Source organism: Pseudomonas sp. HS6 (assembly GCF_023375815.1).
Lineage (GTDB): Bacteria > Pseudomonadota > Gammaproteobacteria > Pseudomonadales > Pseudomonadaceae > Aquipseudomonas.
The window spans coordinates 3,722,039-3,740,623 of the sequence record NZ_CP067412.1 but is presented as its reverse complement, the minus strand read 5'-3'; the positions used below and the strand labels follow the sequence as shown (position 1 = coordinate 3,740,623).

General features: G+C 60.4%; 19 protein-coding genes. 10 read left to right on the top strand and 9 right to left on the bottom strand.

Translation table 11 applies throughout. The annotated features are described in order from the left end of the window. The first annotated feature begins 32 nt into the window (after nt 1-32). Together JJN09_RS16825 and JJN09_RS16820 are read left to right on the top strand one after the other, a co-directional pair. The gene (locus tag JJN09_RS16825; RefSeq protein ID WP_249482720.1) at nt 33-2,786 is read left to right on the top strand and encodes a response regulator; all 2,754 of its coding nucleotides are present in this window, start codon (nt 33-35) and stop codon (nt 2,784-2,786) included. A gap of 83 nt (nt 2,787-2,869) precedes the next feature. Continuing rightward, a complete protein-coding gene (locus tag JJN09_RS16820; RefSeq protein ID WP_249482719.1) occupies nt 2,870-3,859 on the top strand; it encodes a 2-hydroxyacid dehydrogenase in 990 nt (329 codons plus the stop codon). Nucleotides 3,860-3,869: 10 nt separating this feature from the next. Here JJN09_RS16820 and JJN09_RS16815 read toward each other — a convergent pair whose 3' ends face one another. Further along, on the bottom strand, nt 3,870-4,331 hold the full coding sequence (locus JJN09_RS16815) for a zinc ribbon domain-containing protein (protein WP_249482718.1): 462 nt from the start codon (nt 4,329-4,331) through the stop codon (nt 3,870-3,872). A gap of 133 nt (nt 4,332-4,464) precedes the next feature. Between JJN09_RS16815 and JJN09_RS16810 the strand changes: the two genes are divergently transcribed. Further along, nucleotides 4,465-4,899 (top strand): hypothetical protein, encoded by a 435-nt coding sequence (locus JJN09_RS16810; RefSeq protein ID WP_249482717.1) that lies wholly within the window; start codon nt 4,465-4,467, stop codon nt 4,897-4,899. Continuing rightward, nucleotides 4,899-5,303, top strand: a complete 405-nt coding sequence (locus JJN09_RS16805) for an META domain-containing protein (RefSeq protein WP_249482716.1) — start codon at nt 4,899-4,901, stop codon at nt 5,301-5,303. Before JJN09_RS16810 ends, JJN09_RS16805 begins: the two co-directional genes overlap by 1 nt. A 457-nt stretch (nt 5,304-5,760) precedes the next feature. On the opposite strand, the gene JJN09_RS16800 is transcribed toward JJN09_RS16805, so the two are convergent. After that, the gene (locus JJN09_RS16800) at nt 5,761-6,228 is read right to left on the bottom strand and encodes a TlpA disulfide reductase family protein (protein WP_249482715.1); all 468 of its coding nucleotides are present in this window, start codon (nt 6,226-6,228) and stop codon (nt 5,761-5,763) included. Nucleotides 6,229-6,342: 114 nt separating this feature from the next. Here JJN09_RS16800 and arsC point away from each other — a divergent pair, with 114 nt between their 5' ends. Genes arsC through JJN09_RS16785 form a run of 3 tightly spaced genes read left to right on the top strand, consistent with a single transcriptional unit; the run spans nt 6,343 to nt 7,716 of the window. Then, nucleotides 6,343-6,696: an arsenate reductase (glutaredoxin) gene (arsC, locus tag JJN09_RS16795; RefSeq protein WP_115078888.1), complete on the top strand. Its 354-nt coding sequence runs from the start codon at nt 6,343-6,345 to the stop codon at nt 6,694-6,696. Beyond that, nucleotides 6,693-7,289 (top strand): NAD(P)H:quinone oxidoreductase, encoded by a 597-nt coding sequence (gene wrbA, locus JJN09_RS16790; protein WP_096818028.1) that lies wholly within the window; start codon nt 6,693-6,695, stop codon nt 7,287-7,289. The genes arsC and wrbA overlap by 4 nt, the downstream gene beginning before the upstream one ends. Nucleotide 7,290: 1 nt before the next feature. Then, nucleotides 7,291-7,716 carry a DUF2069 domain-containing protein gene (locus tag JJN09_RS16785; protein WP_249482714.1) on the top strand — a complete coding sequence of 142 codons (426 nt, stop codon included), beginning with the start codon at nt 7,291-7,293 and terminating at the stop codon, nt 7,714-7,716. Nucleotides 7,717-7,829: 113 nt separating this feature from the next. On the opposite strand, the gene JJN09_RS16780 is transcribed toward JJN09_RS16785, so the two are convergent. Both JJN09_RS16780 and ttcA read right to left on the bottom strand, forming a co-directional pair. Continuing rightward, the gene (locus JJN09_RS16780) at nt 7,830-8,504 is read right to left on the bottom strand and encodes a DNA-3-methyladenine glycosylase I (protein WP_249482713.1); all 675 of its coding nucleotides are present in this window, start codon (nt 8,502-8,504) and stop codon (nt 7,830-7,832) included. 146 nt (nt 8,505-8,650) lie between these two features. Further along, nucleotides 8,651-9,475 (bottom strand): tRNA 2-thiocytidine(32) synthetase TtcA, encoded by an 825-nt coding sequence (gene ttcA, locus JJN09_RS16775; RefSeq protein ID WP_249482712.1) that lies wholly within the window; start codon nt 9,473-9,475, stop codon nt 8,651-8,653. Between the two features lie 289 nt (nt 9,476-9,764). Between ttcA and JJN09_RS16770 the strand changes: the two genes are divergently transcribed. Both JJN09_RS16770 and JJN09_RS16765 read left to right on the top strand, forming a co-directional pair. Continuing rightward, nucleotides 9,765-10,367 (top strand): Yip1 family protein, encoded by a 603-nt coding sequence (locus tag JJN09_RS16770; RefSeq protein ID WP_007917515.1) that lies wholly within the window; start codon nt 9,765-9,767, stop codon nt 10,365-10,367. Between the two features lie 160 nt (nt 10,368-10,527). Next, nucleotides 10,528-11,022 (top strand): SprT family zinc-dependent metalloprotease, encoded by a 495-nt coding sequence (locus tag JJN09_RS16765; RefSeq protein WP_249482711.1) that lies wholly within the window; start codon nt 10,528-10,530, stop codon nt 11,020-11,022. Nucleotides 11,023-11,155: 133 nt separating this feature from the next. On the opposite strand, the gene JJN09_RS16760 is transcribed toward JJN09_RS16765, so the two are convergent. Further along, entirely contained in the window at nt 11,156-12,337 is a 1,182-nt protein-coding gene (locus JJN09_RS16760) for a CaiB/BaiF CoA-transferase family protein (protein ID WP_249482710.1), read from the bottom strand. A gap of 145 nt (nt 12,338-12,482) precedes the next feature. Then, nucleotides 12,483-13,817 (bottom strand): dicarboxylate/amino acid:cation symporter, encoded by a 1,335-nt coding sequence (locus JJN09_RS16755; protein WP_249482709.1) that lies wholly within the window; start codon nt 13,815-13,817, stop codon nt 12,483-12,485. A gap of 353 nt (nt 13,818-14,170) precedes the next feature. Here JJN09_RS16755 and JJN09_RS16750 point away from each other — a divergent pair, with 353 nt between their 5' ends. Continuing rightward, on the top strand, nt 14,171-15,169 hold the full coding sequence (locus JJN09_RS16750; RefSeq protein WP_249482708.1) for an AraC family transcriptional regulator: 999 nt from the start codon (nt 14,171-14,173) through the stop codon (nt 15,167-15,169). 15 nt (nt 15,170-15,184) lie between these two features. Here JJN09_RS16750 and JJN09_RS16745 read toward each other — a convergent pair whose 3' ends face one another. From JJN09_RS16745 to JJN09_RS16735, 3 genes are all read right to left on the bottom strand, one after another. Then, nucleotides 15,185-16,222: a hypothetical protein gene (locus JJN09_RS16745; RefSeq protein ID WP_249482707.1), complete on the bottom strand. Its 1,038-nt coding sequence runs from the start codon at nt 16,220-16,222 to the stop codon at nt 15,185-15,187. Between the two features lie 147 nt (nt 16,223-16,369). After that, nucleotides 16,370-17,716, bottom strand: coding sequence for an ATP-binding protein (locus JJN09_RS16740; protein ID WP_249482706.1), 1,347 nt, complete (start codon nt 17,714-17,716; stop codon nt 16,370-16,372). Beyond that, on the bottom strand, nt 17,713-18,390 hold the full coding sequence (locus JJN09_RS16735) for a response regulator transcription factor (protein ID WP_096818046.1): 678 nt from the start codon (nt 18,388-18,390) through the stop codon (nt 17,713-17,715). The genes JJN09_RS16740 and JJN09_RS16735 overlap by 4 nt, the downstream gene beginning before the upstream one ends. Nucleotides 18,391-18,585 lie beyond the last annotated feature (195 nt).

The following is an 18,585-nucleotide window of genomic DNA, read 5'->3' as shown; positions in this document are numbered from 1 at the left end:
AGTCAACGATCAGCGGGATGCAGGAGATAGGCGTGCTCAAGAAACTGGGAATCAAAGGTCGTGTGTTATTGCTGACCCTGTTGCCAACCAGCCTGATGGCACTGGTGCTGGGCGGCTATTTCACCTGGACGCAGCAATCCGACCTGCAGGCCCAATTGATGCAGCGCGGCGAAATGATCGCCGAGCAACTCGCTCCGCTGGTGGCGCCGGCCATGGGCCACGGGGATGCCGAACTGCTTGAGCGCATCGCCACCCAGTCCCTGGAGCAACCGGACGTGCGCGCGGTGACCTTCCTCGCACCCGACCGTTCGCCGCTGGCCCACGCCGGCCCGACCATGCTCAACCAGGCCCCCAGCGGCGACAGCACGCAACTGCTGCGGCGCAGCGGCAACGACGCCACCCGCTATCTGCTGCCAGTGTTCGGCAAGCACCGCAACCTCGCCGGCGAACTGATCCCTCAAGAGTCGGATCGCCTGCTCGGCTGGGTCGAACTGGAACTGTCGCACAACGGCATGTTGCTGCGTGGTTATCGAAGCCTGTTCGCCAGCCTGTTGCTGATTGCTGCGGGACTGGCGGGCGCCGCCCTGCTGGCCCTGCGCATGGGCCGCACGATCAATCGCCCGATCAGCCAGATCAAACAGGCCGTCGCGCAACTCAAGGACGGTCATCTGGAAACCCGCCTGCCGCCCCTCGGCAGCCAGGAACTGGATGAATTGGCATCTGGCATCAACCGCATGGCCGGCACCCTGCAAAACGCCCGGGAAGAATTGCAGCACAGCGTCGATCAGGCCACCGAAGACGTGCGCCAGAACCTGGAGACCATCGAGATCCAGAACATCGAACTGGATCTGGCCCGCAAGGAAGCTCTGGAAGCGAGCCGGATCAAGTCCGAGTTCCTCGCCAACATGAGCCACGAAATCCGCACGCCGCTCAATGGCATCCTCGGCTTCACTCATCTGTTGCAGAAAAGCGAGCTGACCCCGCGCCAGCTCGACTACCTGGGCACCATCGAAAAGTCCGCCGACAGCCTGCTGGGGATCATCAACGAAATCCTCGACTTCTCGAAGATCGAGGCCGGCAAACTGGTGCTCGACCATATTCCGTTCAACCTGCGCGACCTGTTGCAGGACACCCTGACCATCCTCGCCCCCGCGGCCCACGCCAAGCAGTTGGAATTGGTGAGTCTGGTCTATCGCGACACACCGTTGTCGCTGGTCGGTGATCCACTGCGGCTCAAGCAGATCCTCACCAACCTTGTGAGCAACGCGATCAAGTTCACCCGCGAGGGCACCATCGTCGCCCGCGCCATGCTCGAAGAAGAACACGAAGACAGCGTGCAACTGCGCATCAGCATTCAGGACACCGGCATCGGCCTGTCGAACCAGGACGTGCGCGCCTTGTTCCAGGCCTTCAGCCAGGCGGACAACTCGCTGTCGCGCCAGCCCGGCGGTACCGGTCTGGGGCTGGTGATTTCCAAGCGTCTGATCGAACAGATGGGCGGCGAAATCGGCGTCGATAGCACCCCGGGCGAAGGTTCGGAATTCTGGATCAGCCTGAGCCTGCCCAAGACCCGCGACGATGCCGAAGACCTGCCCGCCGCGCCGTTGCTCGGCCGCCGGGTGGCGGTACTGGAAAACCACGAACTGGCGCGTCAGGCGTTACAGCATCAACTGGAAGACTGCGGACTCGACGTCACACCGTTCAATACCCTGGAAAGCCTGACCAATGGCGTCACCGGCGCCCACCAGACCGATCAGGCCATCGATCTGGCGGTGCTCGGCATCACCAGCAACGACATGCCGCCGGAACGACTCAACCAGCACATCTGGGATCTGGAACACCTCGGGTGTCGGGTACTGGTGTTGTGCCCGACCACCGAATTGACGCTGTTCCATCTGTCGGTGCCCAACCCGCACAGCCAGCTTCAGTCCAAACCGGCCTGCACGCGCAAATTGCGTCGGGCGCTGTCGGACATGGTCAACCCGCGCCAGACGCGCAGCGAACCCGGCGAACCGTTGTCGAGCCGTGCCCCGAAAGTGCTGTGTGTCGACGACAACCCGGCCAACCTGTTGCTGGTGCAGACCCTGCTCGAAGACATGGGCGCCAAGGTGCTGGCCGTCGAAAGCGGCTATGCGGCGGTCAAAGCTGTACAGAGCGAAACCTTCGACCTGGTGCTGATGGACGTGCAGATGCCGGGCATGGACGGACGTCAGAGCACCGAGACAATCCGTCAGTGGGAAAGCGAACGCCATTGCACGCCGCTGCCGATCGTCGCCCTCACCGCCCACGCCATGGCCAACGAAAAGCGCGCACTGCTGCAAAGCGGCATGGACGACTACCTGACCAAACCGATCAGTGAGCGGCAACTGGCGCAAGTGGTGTTGAAATGGACGGGACTGGCGCTGCGCAATCAGGCACCGGACCGTGGTGGTGAAAGTCTGGTGGGTCATCAGGACCTGCCAGTCCTTGATCACGAAGAAGGCTTGCGTCTTGCCGCCGGCAAGGCGGATCTGGCGGCAGACATGTTGGCAATGCTGCTGGCCTCGCTCGAGGCCGACCGCGAAGCCATTCGCACAGCCCGCGACAATCAGGATCAGAACGGCCTGATCGAACGGGTCCATCGCCTGCACGGCGCCACCCGCTACTGTGGCGTTCCGCAATTGCGCGCCGCCTGCCAGCGCAGCGAAACCTTGCTCAAGCAGGAAGACCCCAAATCCTCGTCCGCCCTGGACGAGCTGGAACGGGCGATCAATCGTCTGGCGACGCAGGCGAAGATCAGCGCCTGATCCACGGCAATGCCGATCAACGCCGACGCGGCTAAAGTTGTCGCGGGTGATTCGCGCCCGCGTCGATGCTTCAGGAGAATTGCATGCGCACGATCGTTTTCAGCAGCCAGACCTACGACCGCGACAGTTTTCTCGCCGCCGACTGCCCGGCCGGCATCGAGCTGCACTTTCAACCGGCCCGACTGAGTCTCGACACGGCGCCGCTGGCCGACCGCCACGAAGTAGTCTGCGCCTTCATCAACGATGACCTCAGCGCGCCCGTGCTGGAGCGCCTGGCGGCGGGCGGAACCCGGCTGATCGCCCTGCGCTCGGCCGGTTACAACCATGTCGACCTGAGCGCTGCCAAACGCCTGGGGCTCGTCGTCACGCGTGTGCCGGCCTATTCGCCCCACGCGGTGGCCGAGCATGCGGTGGCGCTGATTCTTGCACTCAATCGCCGACTGCACCGGGCCTACAATCGCACCCGTGAAGGCGACTTCAGCCTGCACGGCCTCACCGGTTTCGATCTGGTCGGCAAAACGGTCGGCATTGTCGGCACCGGCCAGATCGGCGCGACATTCGCGAAAATCATGCACGGTTTCGGCTGTGAACTCTTGGCCTTTGACCCGTATCCGAACCCGGCCGTCGAAGCCTTGGGTGCACGCTACCTGAGCCTGCCGCAACTGCTCGAGCAAGCGCAGATCATCAGCCTGCACTGCCCGCTCAACGAGCAGAGCAAACACCTGATCAACCGCGATTCGCTGGCGCACATGCAGCCGGGCGCGATGCTGATCAACACCGGGCGCGGTGGTCTGGTGGACACGCCGGCGCTGATCGACGCGCTGAAGGACGGTCAACTGGGTTATCTGGGGCTGGACGTTTATGAAGAGGAGGCGCAGCTGTTCTTCGAGGACCGCTCCGACCTGCCGTTACAGGATGACGTGCTGGCGCGGCTGCTGACTTTTCCCAATGTGATCATTACTGCGCATCAGGCGTTTCTGACCCGCGAGGCGCTGGGCGCGATTGCCGCCACCACCCTGCACAACATCGCGACCTGGGCGACAGGAGCGCCGCAGAACCAGGTCGAGGGCTGACAGTCAATCGTCAGGCTGGAGGCGGAGTCGGGGTAATCGCCACGCACAAAATCAGTAGCGCCAGCCAGCCGAAGCCAAACAGTCGCTGCTTGAGGGAATGGCCCCGGCGCAGCAGAAACCAGACAAAGATCATCGGCATCAGGAACGCCATGACCTTCAGCCAGCCCTCCACCGGGCGAGAACCATCGGCATTCAACTCAGGCGCGACCGCTTGCTCGGCCTGTTGTCGGCGCCGGCGCCCAGCGGCGGCGGGCGTTACTTTCGGCGCTGGGGCTGCAGTGGAAGCGGATTCTGCGACGAAAGCTTCGGCAACCGCCTTGTTCCGGGGCAGACTGCCAAAGGAAATCGTTGATGCAACGGAGTTTGCTTTTGCCGGTACCTGCGCGCCCGTCATCGGAGCTCCGCAATGAATGCACGTCTTCGCTTCGGGGCTGATGCTCCGCTTGCATTCATAACATTCGATCAGCGCCATGTTCCGTTCCTTAGAAATGAAGGCGGCAGTTTGCCACGACTGACGTGTCGATTTGAACCGGATCGAAGGTCGCACGCGCGCGTTATTCTGCAATCAAGCCCGTGCTAGCATGTCGCGCATATTTGGAGGACCCATGGTCGAACACGATTTCCGCTACACCCTGATGAACCCGCAACACACCCTCACCGAATGCCGCGCCCTCGTACCGGGCCGTTATCAGGTTACCGGCAACGGTGGCTCGATCCGCATCGGCGATGTGCTGGTCGTAACCCTCAAAGGCAGCAAGGACTTGTCCATGCGACTGACCGTCGACACCGTCCGCCACCTGATCAACCCGCCGGGCCAATGGACCGCGATGACCACCGGCCCGGTGTTTGGCGAATTGGCGATCCACACCTGGCAGGTCAACTGCGACGGTTGCGCCAAGGAACTGAGCTTCGAATTCGCGGTGGACGCCAAGCTGGGCAAACCGGCAGAAAAACCGGCCGCCACGGCGCGTATCGCCGAGCTGGGCTGGAAAGCCGTCGATGACAAGCACCTGTGCCCGAAATGCCAGGAGCCGGCGTGATGAAACACCTGGCCCTGACCGCCGCTGTCGGCGCCGGCCTGATGGGTTGCGCCGCGGAGCCTGTGCAACTGCAACAGAACCGCAGCTACATTCTGGAGTGGATCGGCGAACGGCCACTGATGGACTACAGCCACCTGACCGTGACCCTGGGCGATGATGGCCGGGCCTATGGCAACGGCGGCTGCAACCATTGGTTCGCGCCCTACACCCTGGAAGGCGACAAGCTCAGCTTCGGCAAGGTCGGCAAGACCCGCAAACTCTGTGCTCCGGCGCTGATGGAGCAGGAACAGCGTTTCCTGCAGGCACTGGAGAAAGTCGAGCGCTGGGATATCTCGCCGATCGAGCAGATGCGTTTTTGGCCTGCTGAAGGCAAGCCGTTGCGTTGGTGGCTGGAAGAGGGTTGATCCTCTAGATCGCCAAGCCCCTCACCCTAACCCTCTCCCACTGGGAGAGGGGACTGATGGGGGGATATTCCAGAAATACACCGAAATGACCCTGCCCTGATGAATTCAAAATCGACTTGATTTTGCTTCGCCGAATCTACACTCGACTTGGTTCTGCCTCGCCGAATCCACACTCGACTTGACCCTGCTTCGTCAAACCAACACTCGACTTGACCCTGCTTCGTCAAATCCACACTCGACTTGACCCTGCTTCGTCAAATCCACACTCGACCTGACCCTGCTTCGTCAAATCCACACTCGACTTGACCCTGCTTCGTCAAATCCATAATCGACCGGTTCTTTCAGGTCGACGTATGACGCCAGACACCTCGGTCGGCTCCCTCTCCCTCCGGGCGGTCCGACGTTTCGGGAGGGCTGGGCGGGCGGCGTTCCGATGAGGGCTGCTCTTTGATGCGGCTTACTTGGTGGCCTGCAACGCCTCCAACTTCGCCATCACCCCCGCCGCCGTCTGCTCACCCATCAACTGCTCCCGCACCTTGCCCTTGTTGTCGATGATGTAGGTCACCGGCAAGGCCTCACTGCGCGGCAGTTCGAACAGATCCGCCGGATCCTGCGCCAGCACGGTGAACTTGATGCCGAGTTTCTCGCTGGCACCTTTCAGTTCTTCACCCTGCACGTTGTCGAAGTTGACCCCGAACACACCGATCTTCTTGCCCTTGAGCTCATCAGCCAGATGATTGAGTTCCGGGATTTCCGTGCGGCACGGATCGCACCATTCAGCCCAGTAATTGAGTACGACCCATTGTTTGTCCAGACGCTCGGACGCCACCTTCTGCCCGTTCTGGTCAACGCCGTAATCGTTACCGCAGCCCCCCAGCATCAACGCCCCGATGATCGTCAATGCCGCTGCCAGTCGCCGTGTCATGTCATGTTCCTTGTGAAAAATTGAATGCGCCTGCGACCCATCGCCTCCCAAGGTTCTGGATTGCGCGCTGCACAGTTAGAATAGCCGCCACTCTACGCAAGAAGCGACCCGCCCATGACCGATCTGACGCTTTATCACAACCCGCGCTGCTCGAAATCCCGCGGTGCGCTCGAACTGCTCGAAGCCCGTGGCCTGACGCCGAATGTGGTGCGCTACCTAGAAACGCCGCTGGACGCCGCGCAAATCAAGGCGTTGCTCGGCAAGCTGGGGATCAGCGCACGGCAACTGCTGCGCACCGGCGAAGACGAATACAAGACCCTGAACCTGGCCGATGCCAGTCTCACCGAGAAACAATTGATCGACGCGATCGCCGCACATCCGAAGTTGATGGAGCGACCGATTCTCGAAGCCGGCGACAAAGCCGTCATCGGCCGTCCACCGGAGCAGATCCTGGAGCTGTTGCCGTGAGTGCGCCGTACATTCTGGTTCTGTATTACAGCCGCAGCGGTTCGACCAACGAGATGGCCCGGCAGATTGCCCGGGGTGTCGAGCAGGCCGGGCTCGAAGCGCGTCTGCGCACCGTGCCGGCGATCTCCACCGAGTGCGAAGCCGTGTCGCCGGACATCCCCGATGAAGGCGCGCTGTACGCCACGCTGGACGACCTGAAGAACTGCGCCGGCCTGGCCCTGGGCAGCCCGACCCGTTTCGGCAACATGGCCGCACCGCTCAAATACTTCCTCGACGGCACCAGCAACCTGTGGCTGACCGGCGCGCTGGTCGGCAAACCGGCTGGCGTGTTCACCTCCACCGCCAGCCTGCACGGCGGTCAGGAAACCACGCTGCTGTCGATGATGCTGCCGCTGCTGCACCACGGCATGCTGATCACCGGTCTGCCCTACAGCGAATCGGCGCTGCTGGAAACCCAGGGCGGCGGCACGCCTTACGGAGCCAGCCATCACGCCGGGGCCGATGGCAAAAGCGGTCTTGATCAGCACGAAGTGGCGCTGTGCCGAGCACTGGGCGCACGCCTGGCCAAAACGGCTTTGAAGCTGGGGAACTGAGATGGCCAAAAAGCCGAAAATCCTGCCCGCCGTCGAATGGCTGGAGCCACGGGTGCGGGCGATGCGGGTGATCAGTCTGCTGTGCTTTTTCGGCCTCGCCGGACTGCTCGCCGCGTATTACCTGCTGTTCGCCGACCTGCACGGCGCACGGCCGTGGGTGATTCTGCTGATCGAACTGATTCCGTGGCTGGTGCTGGCGCCGGGCATGATCATGGGCAGCGCACGCGGGCATTCGTGGATGTGCTTTGTGGTGAATCTGTATTTCATCAAGGGCGCACTGGCGGCGTATGACCCGAGCCGGCAGCTGTTCGGCGTACTGGAGATGATCGCCAGTCTGGCGGTATTCTGCTCGGCGCTGTTGTATGTGCGGTGGCGCTATCAGTTGAACCGCAAGCTGGCCGGCGAAGGCGAGATCAGCGTCGCCTGAGCGGGCGCCTTCGCGAGCAAGCTCGCTCCCACAGGTTCCAGGTAATGCACAGAGGTTGTGAACACCTCGAATACTGTGGGAGCGAGCTTGCTCGCGATTGGAGCGACTAGGTCTCAATGATTGACGGTGTACGCCAGCATCATCGATATCTGGCTCATCGGTCGACCGCCACTTTCTTCATGCCACTGGTTGAACGCGTTCTGCACCATCGCCAGATCCCGCAGACTGCTCGGCACCTTGTCGACGATCTTCTGTGCATTCAGCGCCGCAACCACGTCGTAGCTCGGCACGAACGTGTCCTTGCCGACCATCCGCAAGAAGCGTGGCGCCGACAGCCCGCCCAATTGATGACCGTGTTTTTTCAAATAGGTCCACAGGCCGACGATATCGGTCACGGGCCAGTCGGCAATCAACGCGCCGAAACTGCCCTTCTCTTTCTCGACATCCAGAATGAATTGCGCATTGCGAGGCACGCTTTTCAGCTTGCCCAGGTGACGGATGATCCGCGCATCCTGCATCAGCCGCTCAAGGTGTTCGGCGCTCATCAGTACGACTTTTTCCGGGTCGAACTTGAAGAACACTTCCTCGAAGGCCGGCCACTTGGCGTCCACCAGACTGTGTTTGAGCCCGGCACGGAAGACCCGCAGGGCCATGGTCGAGAGATAACGGTCGTCGCTGATCTTGCGCAGTTGCGCCGGGGTCTTGGGAACGGGCAGATGGGCTTCCAGTTCAGCCGCCGAACCGAAGCGGTTCAGACAGTATTCGTGCAGCCACTTGTAATCGCGCATGCCCTCTCCTTTTGAATGAAACGAGAAACCAATGTGGGAGCGAGCTTGTTCCGGGCGGCGATCCGACGATTGCGGTGTGTCATCCAGATTTGATGCTGGCTGACACGACGCTTTCGCGAGCAAGCTCGCTCCCACAGTGACGGTGTTTACAGGTTTACGACATTAACGAATCGCGAAGCCGCCGTTTCATCAATCTTCAGGCTGGTGAAGTCGAACAGGTTACGGTCAGCCAACTGCGACGGGATCACGTTCTGCAGGCTGCGGAAAATGCTTTCGGTACGGCCCGGGGTCTTACGCTCCCAGTCCAGCAGCATTTCCTTGACCACCTGACGCTGCAGGTTTTCCTGGGAACCGCAGAGGTTGCACGGAATGATCGGGAATTGCTTGAAGTCCGAGTAGGCCTGGATGTCTTTCTCGTTGCAGTAGGCCAGCGGGCGGATCACCACGTTGCGCCCGTCGTCAGCGCGCAGCTTCGGCGGCATCGCCTTGAGGGAGCCGTTGAAAAACATGTTGAGGAAGAACGTCTCGACGATGTCGTCGCGGTGATGACCAAGGGCCATTTTGGTCGCGCCGATTTCGTCAGCAAAGGTGTACAGCGTGCCGCGACGCAGGCGCGAGCACAGCGAGCAGGTGGTCTTGCCTTCAGGAATCAGTTCCTTGACCACCGAGTACGTGTCTTTCTCGACGATGTGGTACTCGATGCCCAGCTCTTTCAGGTAGGCCGGCAGCACGTGCTCGGGGAAGCCCGGCTGCTTCTGGTCCATGTTCACGGCGACGATCTCGAACTTGATCGGTGCAACCTTCTGCAGGTGCATCAGCACGTCGAGCATGGTGTAGCTGTCCTTGCCCCCGGACAGGCAGACCATGACCTTGTCGCCGTCTTCGATCATGTTGAAGTCGGCGACCGCTTCGCCGGCCAGGCGGCGCAGGCGCTTTTGCAGTTTGTTCTGGTTGACCGTAAGAGTGCCCATGACGCGAAATCCGTGAGGTGTGACGAAAGGCGGGCATTTTACGCAAAAACACCGGGGTTGTGGCCACAGGTTGTCGCCCCTTCGATTGCCCGTTTGCACAGACCCCGACGCGATTACCCCGCCGGTTTACAGCGCGATTTGCTCTAAGACCCTATCACCTGTGCGGTTAAGACCTTTCTATACTGCGACATAAGGTCGCACACAATCTGAAGACCTGTATTTGCTCGGCCACATTGGCCCGTAGGCGCTCCGCTGGGGGGCGATGGCAATAACGAGAGGAGTGACTGGCATGATCCATCACGTAGTGGGACTTTTTACCCACCCCGATCAGGAATGGAAGGAAATCCGTGGCGACCAAGAGGAAAGCATCAGCCACATGTACCTGACGCACACGCTGATTCTGGCGGCGATCCCCGCCGTTTCGGCTTTTATCGGCACGACGCAGGTCGGCTGGGTGATCGGTAACCGCGCGCCGGTGATGCTCACCGTCGAAAGCGCGATCTGGATGACCGTCATGTCGTACCTGGCGATGCTCGGCGGGGTCGCGGTCATGGGTGCCTTCGTGCACTGGATGGCCCGCACCTATGACGCCAACCCGAGCCTGGCCCGTTGCGTCGCGTTTGCCACCTACACCGCGACACCGTTGTTCGTCGGCGGGCTGGCGGCGTTGTATCCGCATATGTGGCTGGGAATGATCGTCGGCACGGCGGCCATCTGCTACACGGTGTACCTGCTGTATGTGGGGCTGCCGACCTTCATGAACATTCCGTCTGACGAGGGATTCCTGTTTTCAAGCTCGGTGCTGGCGGTGGGCCTGGTGGTGCTGGTCGCCATCATGGCGTTCACCGTGATTGTCTGGGGACTGGGCGTGGGGCCCGTCTACACCAACTGACGACCGATCGAATCCGAGAAGAACAAGATCCGCCAACACAGGCCGCCGCGAGGCGGCCTTCTCGTGCCGGTTGAAAAAGAGCGACGACCATTCGGCAGCTCGGCGATTCGCAACGCTGCGGGGTTGCGGCATACTCGACGCCTCTGGAGATCCATCAAGCATGCCCGAGCAACTCAATACCCGCGTCGAAGATTGTTACCAACTCGCTGAATCCTTTTTCAAACGTCCTTTCAAACGCCCCGTGGTGAGCCTCAAGCTGCGTGGGCAAAAAGCCGGGGTCGCGCATCTGCACGAGAACCTGCTGCGTTTCAATCCGCAGCTGTATCGGGAGAACGCCGAACACTTCCTCAAGCAGACCGTGGCCCATGAAGTCGCGCACCTGATCGCCCATCAACTGTTCGGTGACCGCATCCAGCCCCACGGCGAGGAGTGGCAACTGATCATGCGCGGCGTTTATGAATTACCGCCGGACCGCTGCCATACCTATGAAATCAAACGCCGCAGCGTGACCCGCTACATCTATAAATGCCCGTGCGTGGACAGTGATTTCCCGTTTTCGGCTCAGCGCCATAGTCTGGTCCGGCAAGGTCGGCGCTATTTGTGCCGCAGATGCCGGAACACATTGGTGTTCAGTGGTGAAATGCGGGTGGAATAGGCAGATTTGTGTTGGTCTGATTGGCCCATCGCTGGCAAGCCAGCTCCCACAAGTTTTTGTGTCGATCACATCATGGTGTTCCAACAGAAATCCTGTGGGAGCTGGCTTGCCAGCGATGAGGCCGGTACAAACACTAAAGAATGACCTTGGCCCGCCGCAGCTCTTCAATTTTCGAAGAACTGAAGCCCAACTCCGCCATCACCTGATCCGTATGCTGCCCCAGCGCCGCCCCGACATGCCGCGGCGCCGGCAATGCCTCAGAGAACTTCAGCGGGCAAGCGATCTGCGCCTGCGCCGAGCCATCCCCGCGCGGCACCTGCGTCACCAGTTCCCGCGCCTGCAATTGTGGATGCTGCACCGCCTCGCCCAGATTCAATACCGGTTCGACGCAGGCATCGATCTCGGCGAACAGCTCGCAGAGTTCAGCAAAGTCATGCTTCTCGAACTCGACCTTCAAGGCATCCTTGAGCGCCCGTTGCTGCTCCAGCTTGGGTGACAAACCCTGCGCCGCCAGTTCCGACCGGCCCAACGCCGCACACAGTTGCTGCATGAAGGCCGGTTCCAGGCTGCCCACCGACATCCAGCGCCCGTCGCGGGAGCGGTAGTAATCGTAGAAGCTGCCGCCATTGAGCATCTGGTCCTCCCAGCCCGGTTCTTCACCACAGGCCAGATAACCGGCGCCGGCCATGGCGTTCAGGCTGAAGGAGCAGTCGGTCATGCTCACGTCCAGGTGCGTGCCCTGCCCGGTTTGCTGTCGCGATATCACCGCCGCCAGCAGGCCGATCACCCCGTGCAGCGAGCCACCCGCGATATCCGCCACCTGCATGCCCAGCGGCAACGGCCCGCTGTCGGCGCGTCCGGTGTGGCTGGAGAGCCCGGCCAGCGCCAGGTAGTTGATGTCATGCCCGGCGCGATCCTTGTAGGGCCCGGTCTGGCCGTAACCGGTGATCGACACATAAATCAGCTTCGGATTGATCGCCTTCAGCGCCTCGTAACCCAGCCCCAGACGTTCCATCACACCGGGGCGAAACTGCTCCAGCACGATGTCGTAGTCCGCCAGCAACTGTTTGACCAGCTCCAGTGCCTCGGGCTGTTTGAGGTCCAGCGCCAGGCTGCGCTTGTTGCGGTTCAGATAGGCATGGCTGGCCGAGACGCCGTGATCATGGGGCGGCAAGACCCGCAACAGGTCGAGCCGGGTCGGCGATTCGATGCGCAACACCTCGGCGCCCATGTCCGCCAGCAACAGCGAGGCGAACGGCCCCGGCAGCAGGGTCGAGAAATCCAGAATCTTCAGTGAGGCCAGCGGTGCAGACATGGGCGTTCTCCATCAACGATGCATGCAGCCTAGGCAGCCGTCGGCGATGGGGCAATTACCGGATCCATCAGATGCGCTGACCGTTGCGCTCAAACAGCAGGCAAGAAAAAACCCGCCGACGCGGGTTTTTCCATTCAAGCGATGCTTACTTCACATTGCTTGGGGTTGCGCCTTCGGCCACACCCAGGTCGTCTTCCGGACGGGTATCGATGATACCGCGACCGCCCGAGGCCAACTCGGATTGCAGCACGTCGGTGTCCAGTTCCTTGACCCACTTGGCCACAACGATGGTGGCAACGGCGTTACCGACCAGGTTGGTCAGGGCGCGGGCTTCGGACATGAAGCGGTCGATACCCAGAATCAGCGCCAGACCGGCCACCGGCAGGTGACCTACCGCCGACAGGGTGGCGGCCAGCACGATGAAGCCGGAACCGGTCACACCGGCTGCGCCTTTGGAGGACAGCAGTAACACCACCAACAGAGTGATCTGGTGAGTGATGTCCATGTGTGTGTCGGTCGCCTGAGCGATGAACACGGCCGCCATGGTCAGGTAGATCGCAGTACCGTCGAGGTTGAACGAGTAACCGGTCGGGATCACCAGACCCACTACCGATTTCTTCGCACCCAGACGCTCCATCTTGATCAGCATGCGTGGCAGTACCGATTCCGACGAGGAAGTGCCGAGTACGATCAGCAGCTCTTCACGGATGTAGCGGATCATCTTCAGCACGCTGAAGCCATGCATGCGAGCGATACCGCCGAGCACGATCAGGATGAACGCCAGGCAAGTGATGTAGAAGCAGATCATCAGTTGACCCAGCTGCACCAGCGAGCCGACACCGTAGGCACCGATGGTGAACGCCATCGCACCGAAGGCACCGATTGGCGCGAGCTTCATGATCATGTTGATGATGTTGAACATCACGTGGGCGAAGCGATCGATGAAGTCCAGGATCGGCTTGCCGTAGGCACCCAGGCGATGCAGGGCGAAACCGAAGATCACCGAGAACATCAGCACTTGCAGGATGTCACCGGTGGCGAACGCGCCGACGATGGTGGTCGGGATCACGTTGAGCAGGAAGCCGACAACGCTCTGGTCAGCACCCTGTGCCACGTAGGTGGCGACTTTCGAGGCGTCGAGGGTGGCGACATCGATGTGCATGCCGTTGCCCGGCTGCACGATGTTGACCACGACCAGACCGACCAGCAGTGCGATGGTCGAAACGATTTCGAAGTACAGGAGTGCATAGCCACCGGTCTTGCCGACCGACTTCATGCTCTGCATGCCGGCGATGCCGCTGACCACGGTGCAGAAGATGATTGGCGCGATGATCATTTTGATCAGTTTGATGAACCCGTCACCCAGCGGCTTTACGGCCACGCCGAACTGCGGGTAGTAGTGGCCGAGCGCAATACCGATACAGATTGCGACGATCACCTGGAAATACAGGGATTTGTACAGTGGCTGACGAGTCGTCATTGCAAAGTTCCTCAAGAGTCCCGCGTGGCAACATCCATCTGTTGAACGCGACACTTGAATTGCGAACCCTCCTGCACTGGAGGGATTTGTTGTGTCGAACGACGCTTTTCCGGATCGGCTCGGCGCACGCTTCTGTCGCTCTTATCGCAAACCTCGTGCCACTTTGGTGCAATTCGCTGCAAGCCTTTTGATATCAGGGGATGCGGGTTTTTCTGTGTCACCATTCGGTTACCCAAGTGTGGCGGATTTCCGCCAATGCACCCGGTCTCGTCCTACAATTTGGCGGAAATCCGCCTTGTTGCCGATCAAAGCCGCCGGCTACCATCGGTCGCCAGAGGAAGGATTTGCCGCTTATGCGCGAACGCACCATCGCCAGTCATTTCGCCCGCGCCGCCCTCGGTGGCGCGCGGCGCCGCGGGTTCGATTATTCGGACCTGCTGCAGCAGCTGGGCATCAGTCCCGAACTGCTCGACGAGCCGCGTGCGCGGATCGCCCCGGAACAATTCACCCAACTGATCCAGAACCTGTGGCTAGCCCTGGACGACGAATGCCTGGGCTTCGGCAACACTCAAAGCAAACCCGGCAGCTTCGCCATGATGTGCCACGCCATCATTCACTGCCGCAGCCTGGAAAAGGCTCTGCAACGCGGCTTATTGTTTTATAGCCTATTCCCCGACGCTCCGCGCCTGACCCTGACCCATGAAGACGAATGGGTGCGCCTGAGCCTCGAAGATGCGCAATGGTGGGACCCGGATCACTTTCTCAGCGAGAGCCTGCTGGTGATCTGGCATCGCCTCGGCAGTTGGCTGATCGGCCAGCGGATTCGTCTGGAACAGGCGAGTTTCAGCTACCCGAAACCGGCGCACGGGGCCGAATACGATTTGCTGTTCTCCTGCCCGCTGGCGTTTTCCGCATCCCAGAGCAGCCTGGTATTTCACAGCCGCTATCTGCACATGCCGCTGTTGCAGGACGAGCGCACGCTCAAGCATTTCCTCGAGCGCTCCCCCGCCGACCTGCTGTCACGCCCGGATGACGGCAACAGCCTCAGCAGCCGTTTGCGCCGCCTGCTCAGCCACGACAGCGCACGCTGGCCGGACCTTGAAGCCGTGGCCGCGCACCTGCACATCAGCCCGCAAACCCTGCGCCGGCATTTGCGTGAGGAAGGCACCAGTTTTCAGGAGTTGAAGGATCAGTTGCGGCGAGACATCGCGATTTATCACCTGGGACGGGCAGATCTGTCGTTGCAACAGATCGCCGAACAGCTCGGGTTTTCCGAGCCGTCGGCGTTTCATCGGGCGTTCAAGAAGTGGACGGGGCTGACGCCGGGGGCTTATCGGGCGCAGGAGCAGTAGCGCTCAAAGCAGGAATCAAATGACCAGATAGCGTAATGGCGAGCCGACAGTGTCTCCGTTTACACGCTCGACAATAGTCATCACGTTCGCTCCCCCATTCAACTGCGACTGCGCAATTGGCACATTGATTTTCAGGTCCAAACCGATCTGATGAGGCGCCAGTGTCTGACGCAAGATAAATGAGGAGTCCATTCCTTTACCAGCAAAGATAAAAGTCAGTGCGTCGCCCACCCCCATCCCGTCCGTACTGATGGAAAAGGGAATAGGCCCGCCCCCCTCTACAGGTTCAAGAATATCGTCGTAGCAAAATCCCGGTATGAAGTAAGCAGGTTCAGGGGTCTTGAGGTCGCCTTCGACTAGCAGCTCAAGCATAGATGTGATCCATCTGCGACCGGCCTTCTCCACCGTATAGATCAATCTGACAGAGCCATATTTATTCGGCTGCAAAAAGCGCGGTTCGACCCTCACCACCACATCCTTGCCGTCATCATGCATCTCAAGTTGAAAATGTCTGACCAGACAAGCGTCACAGGTACTTCCGTGCATGTAGACAGATACCAGCGCCCCGCTCGAAAGAGCATCTGAAGCTCTCAGGCGAAGATTGATACCGCCATTGACCGCGCGCAGGGGGATGACATCTTGCACAGCCTCGTCCACAACCGGATCGTAAATATCGGCTTCCGCCAAATACGTGGCATCGGGAGAGATGTACTGGAGTTCGTACACGTAGTTGAGTGTCAGCGTTTGCCCCCTGAAAGTCCTGGCGTCATCGGCTGGAATCAGGATAAGCGTATCGGTGTCATCACTTTCCAACTTCAGGCGTTTGTTCCAGAAAACGCCCTGAGAATCACCATAAACCCCCACAATCAGGTCCGCTCCGACGCGCTGCCCTTCAAAGCAAGAGATGCGCAACGTTAATCCCCTGCTCAACTGATCGAAGCTGATGCGACCATTCTCTGCCTCATCAAAGGACGCGAGCGGCAAATCTATTTGCGCAGCAAATGTCTTATCTACAACCTGTTGCCTTTCCTGTGCCGTAATAAACTTGACCATTTCCAACTCCTTGTTCCCAAAGCGTTAGTGGCATCCATTCGAAATGCAAGCGAGCCGAAGAGTCGGCTCGATCACATCATGGATAGGCCAAAGTGCCAGAGAGCAAAAAATACAGCGACTGTCAGATTTGACAGTTCCGACTAACGGTCACACCGCCGGAAAATGAATCCTGAACGCCGCCCCGCCCATCGGCGAATCCCCCAGCGTCAGTCTCGCGTTGTAGCTCTCGATGATGTCCTTGACCACCGCCAGACCAATTCCCTGCCCCGGATGCTGGCGATCCAGACGCTCGCCGCGTTCAAGGATCCGCGCGCGCTGATGTTGCGGAACACCGGGGCCGTCGTCTTCGATGCACAACTCGATCCCGGCCAGGCTTTCGCGCACGCTGATGCGCACTTCGCCGAGGCATAGGCGATAGGCGTTTTCCAGCAGGTTGCCCATCATTTCCAGCAAGGCACCCTGCTCGATCGGCACGTAGCAGTGTTCCGGCAGGTCGAACGCCACGCGTACGCGCTTGTCGCGGTAGACCTTGTCCAGGGTGTCGCACAGGCTTTTGAGCACCGGTCGCAGGCGCACCTGATGGCGTACCAGACCGCTTTTGCGCAGGCTGGCGCGCTGCAATTGGTAGCTGATCTGCTGACTCATGCGTTCGATCTGGGTTTGCAGCACCCAGGCCTGATCGCGATCTTCGGGGCGCTGAGCCATGTCTTCGCTGACGCCTTGCAATACCGCCAGCGGGGTTTTCAGACTGTGGGCCAGATCGTCGAGGGAGTCGCGATAACGGCTGCGTTGCTGGCGTTCGCTGTGCAGCAAGCGGTTGAGCGAGCCGGTCAGGCGCAGCAATTCACGGGGGTGCTGTTCGCTGAGACTTTCGAGGGTGCCACCTTCGATTTCATCGAGTTCCTGACTGAGCCGGCGCAAGGCTTTCAAGCCCCAGGTCAGGCCGATCCACAACAGCGAGAGCAGCACCAGCAACGCGGCGCCGAAACCGAGGTAGAGGTTTTCCCGCAGGCCTTCGAGGGTGGTTTCGTATTCGCGCACCGGTTGCAGCGCGACGATGCTGAACGCGGCATTTTTGCCGCCGAGCAGTTTGACTTCGACGTCGTAGACGAAGAACTCCTGACCGCTGGCCTCGCGAATCCTTGCGAACTCGTTACCCATTCCGTCGTAGCGCGGTTTGTAGTTGATCTGTTCTTCCTGGGTCGCTTTCGAACGCCAGACCAGATGACCTTCGCGGTCGTAGATGTAGCCGAGCAGACGGAAGTCGGCGAGGTTGAAACGCTCGTCCGGTAGCTGCATCGGCATCACCAGCCGACCGTTTTCGATACGCGCGGCAGAAATCAGTGTGGTGACGTCCGAGGCCAGGCGCTGCTCGATCGAATCCTGCAGCGCCAGGCTGAACGCCCCTTGCATCGCCGGGAGCAAGGCGAGCATGAACAACACCGCCAACGTCGTGGCGGCCAGCATCAAGCGAACGCGAAGCGAACGAATCAAGTGCAGCGCTCATTGAACAGGTAGCCGAGGCCGCGCACCGTGTCGATCGGCTTGAACCCGGCCGGGCCTTCCAGCTTGCGACGCAGGCGCCCGACCAGCACTTCGATCACGTTCGGATCACGCTCGTCGTCGTCCGGGTACAGCTGTTCCATCAGGCGATCCTTGGGCACCACTTGCTGGTGGTGGCGCATCAGGTACTCGAGAATCCGGTATTCGTAGGCGGTCAGCGCCAGCGGCTGTTCATCGAGGGTCGCCTGCTTGCGATTGAGGTCGAGCAGCAACGGCCCGGCAACAATGGAGGACTGGGTGAAACCGCTGGAGCGACGCAGCAGCGCATTGAGCCGCGCTTCGAGCTCTTCAAACTGGAACGGTTTGACCAGGTAGTCGTCGGCGCCGGCCGCCAGGCCCTCGACCTTGTCCTGCCAGTTGCCACGGGCGGTGAGGATCAGGATCGGGAAGCTTTTGCCGTCAGAACGCAACTGGCGGATCAGGTCAAGCCCGCCCATGCCCGGCAGGCCGAGGTCGATCACCGCCAGGTCAAAGTTGAATTGCCCGGTCTGGTACAGCGCCTCTTCGGCATTGGCCACGGACTCGACCACGTGACCGCTTTCCGTCAGGCGGGTTTGCAGGTGATGGCGCAACAGCGCTTCATCTTCGACGACCAACAGTTTCATGACGCTCTCCCGGGTAAATCAGAATCTCCAACAGCATACCTGCGACAACGGTGTACTGCCGCTTTTGAGGGTCCTGTTCATTTCCCCCCTCGGACATGATTCAAGCTTACTGAACCCGGCCTGTACCTGCCCTGAACGCACCCTGAACCCGAGCGCAATCAAATGAACTAGGCTGTTTTGACCTTTTATTGTCAG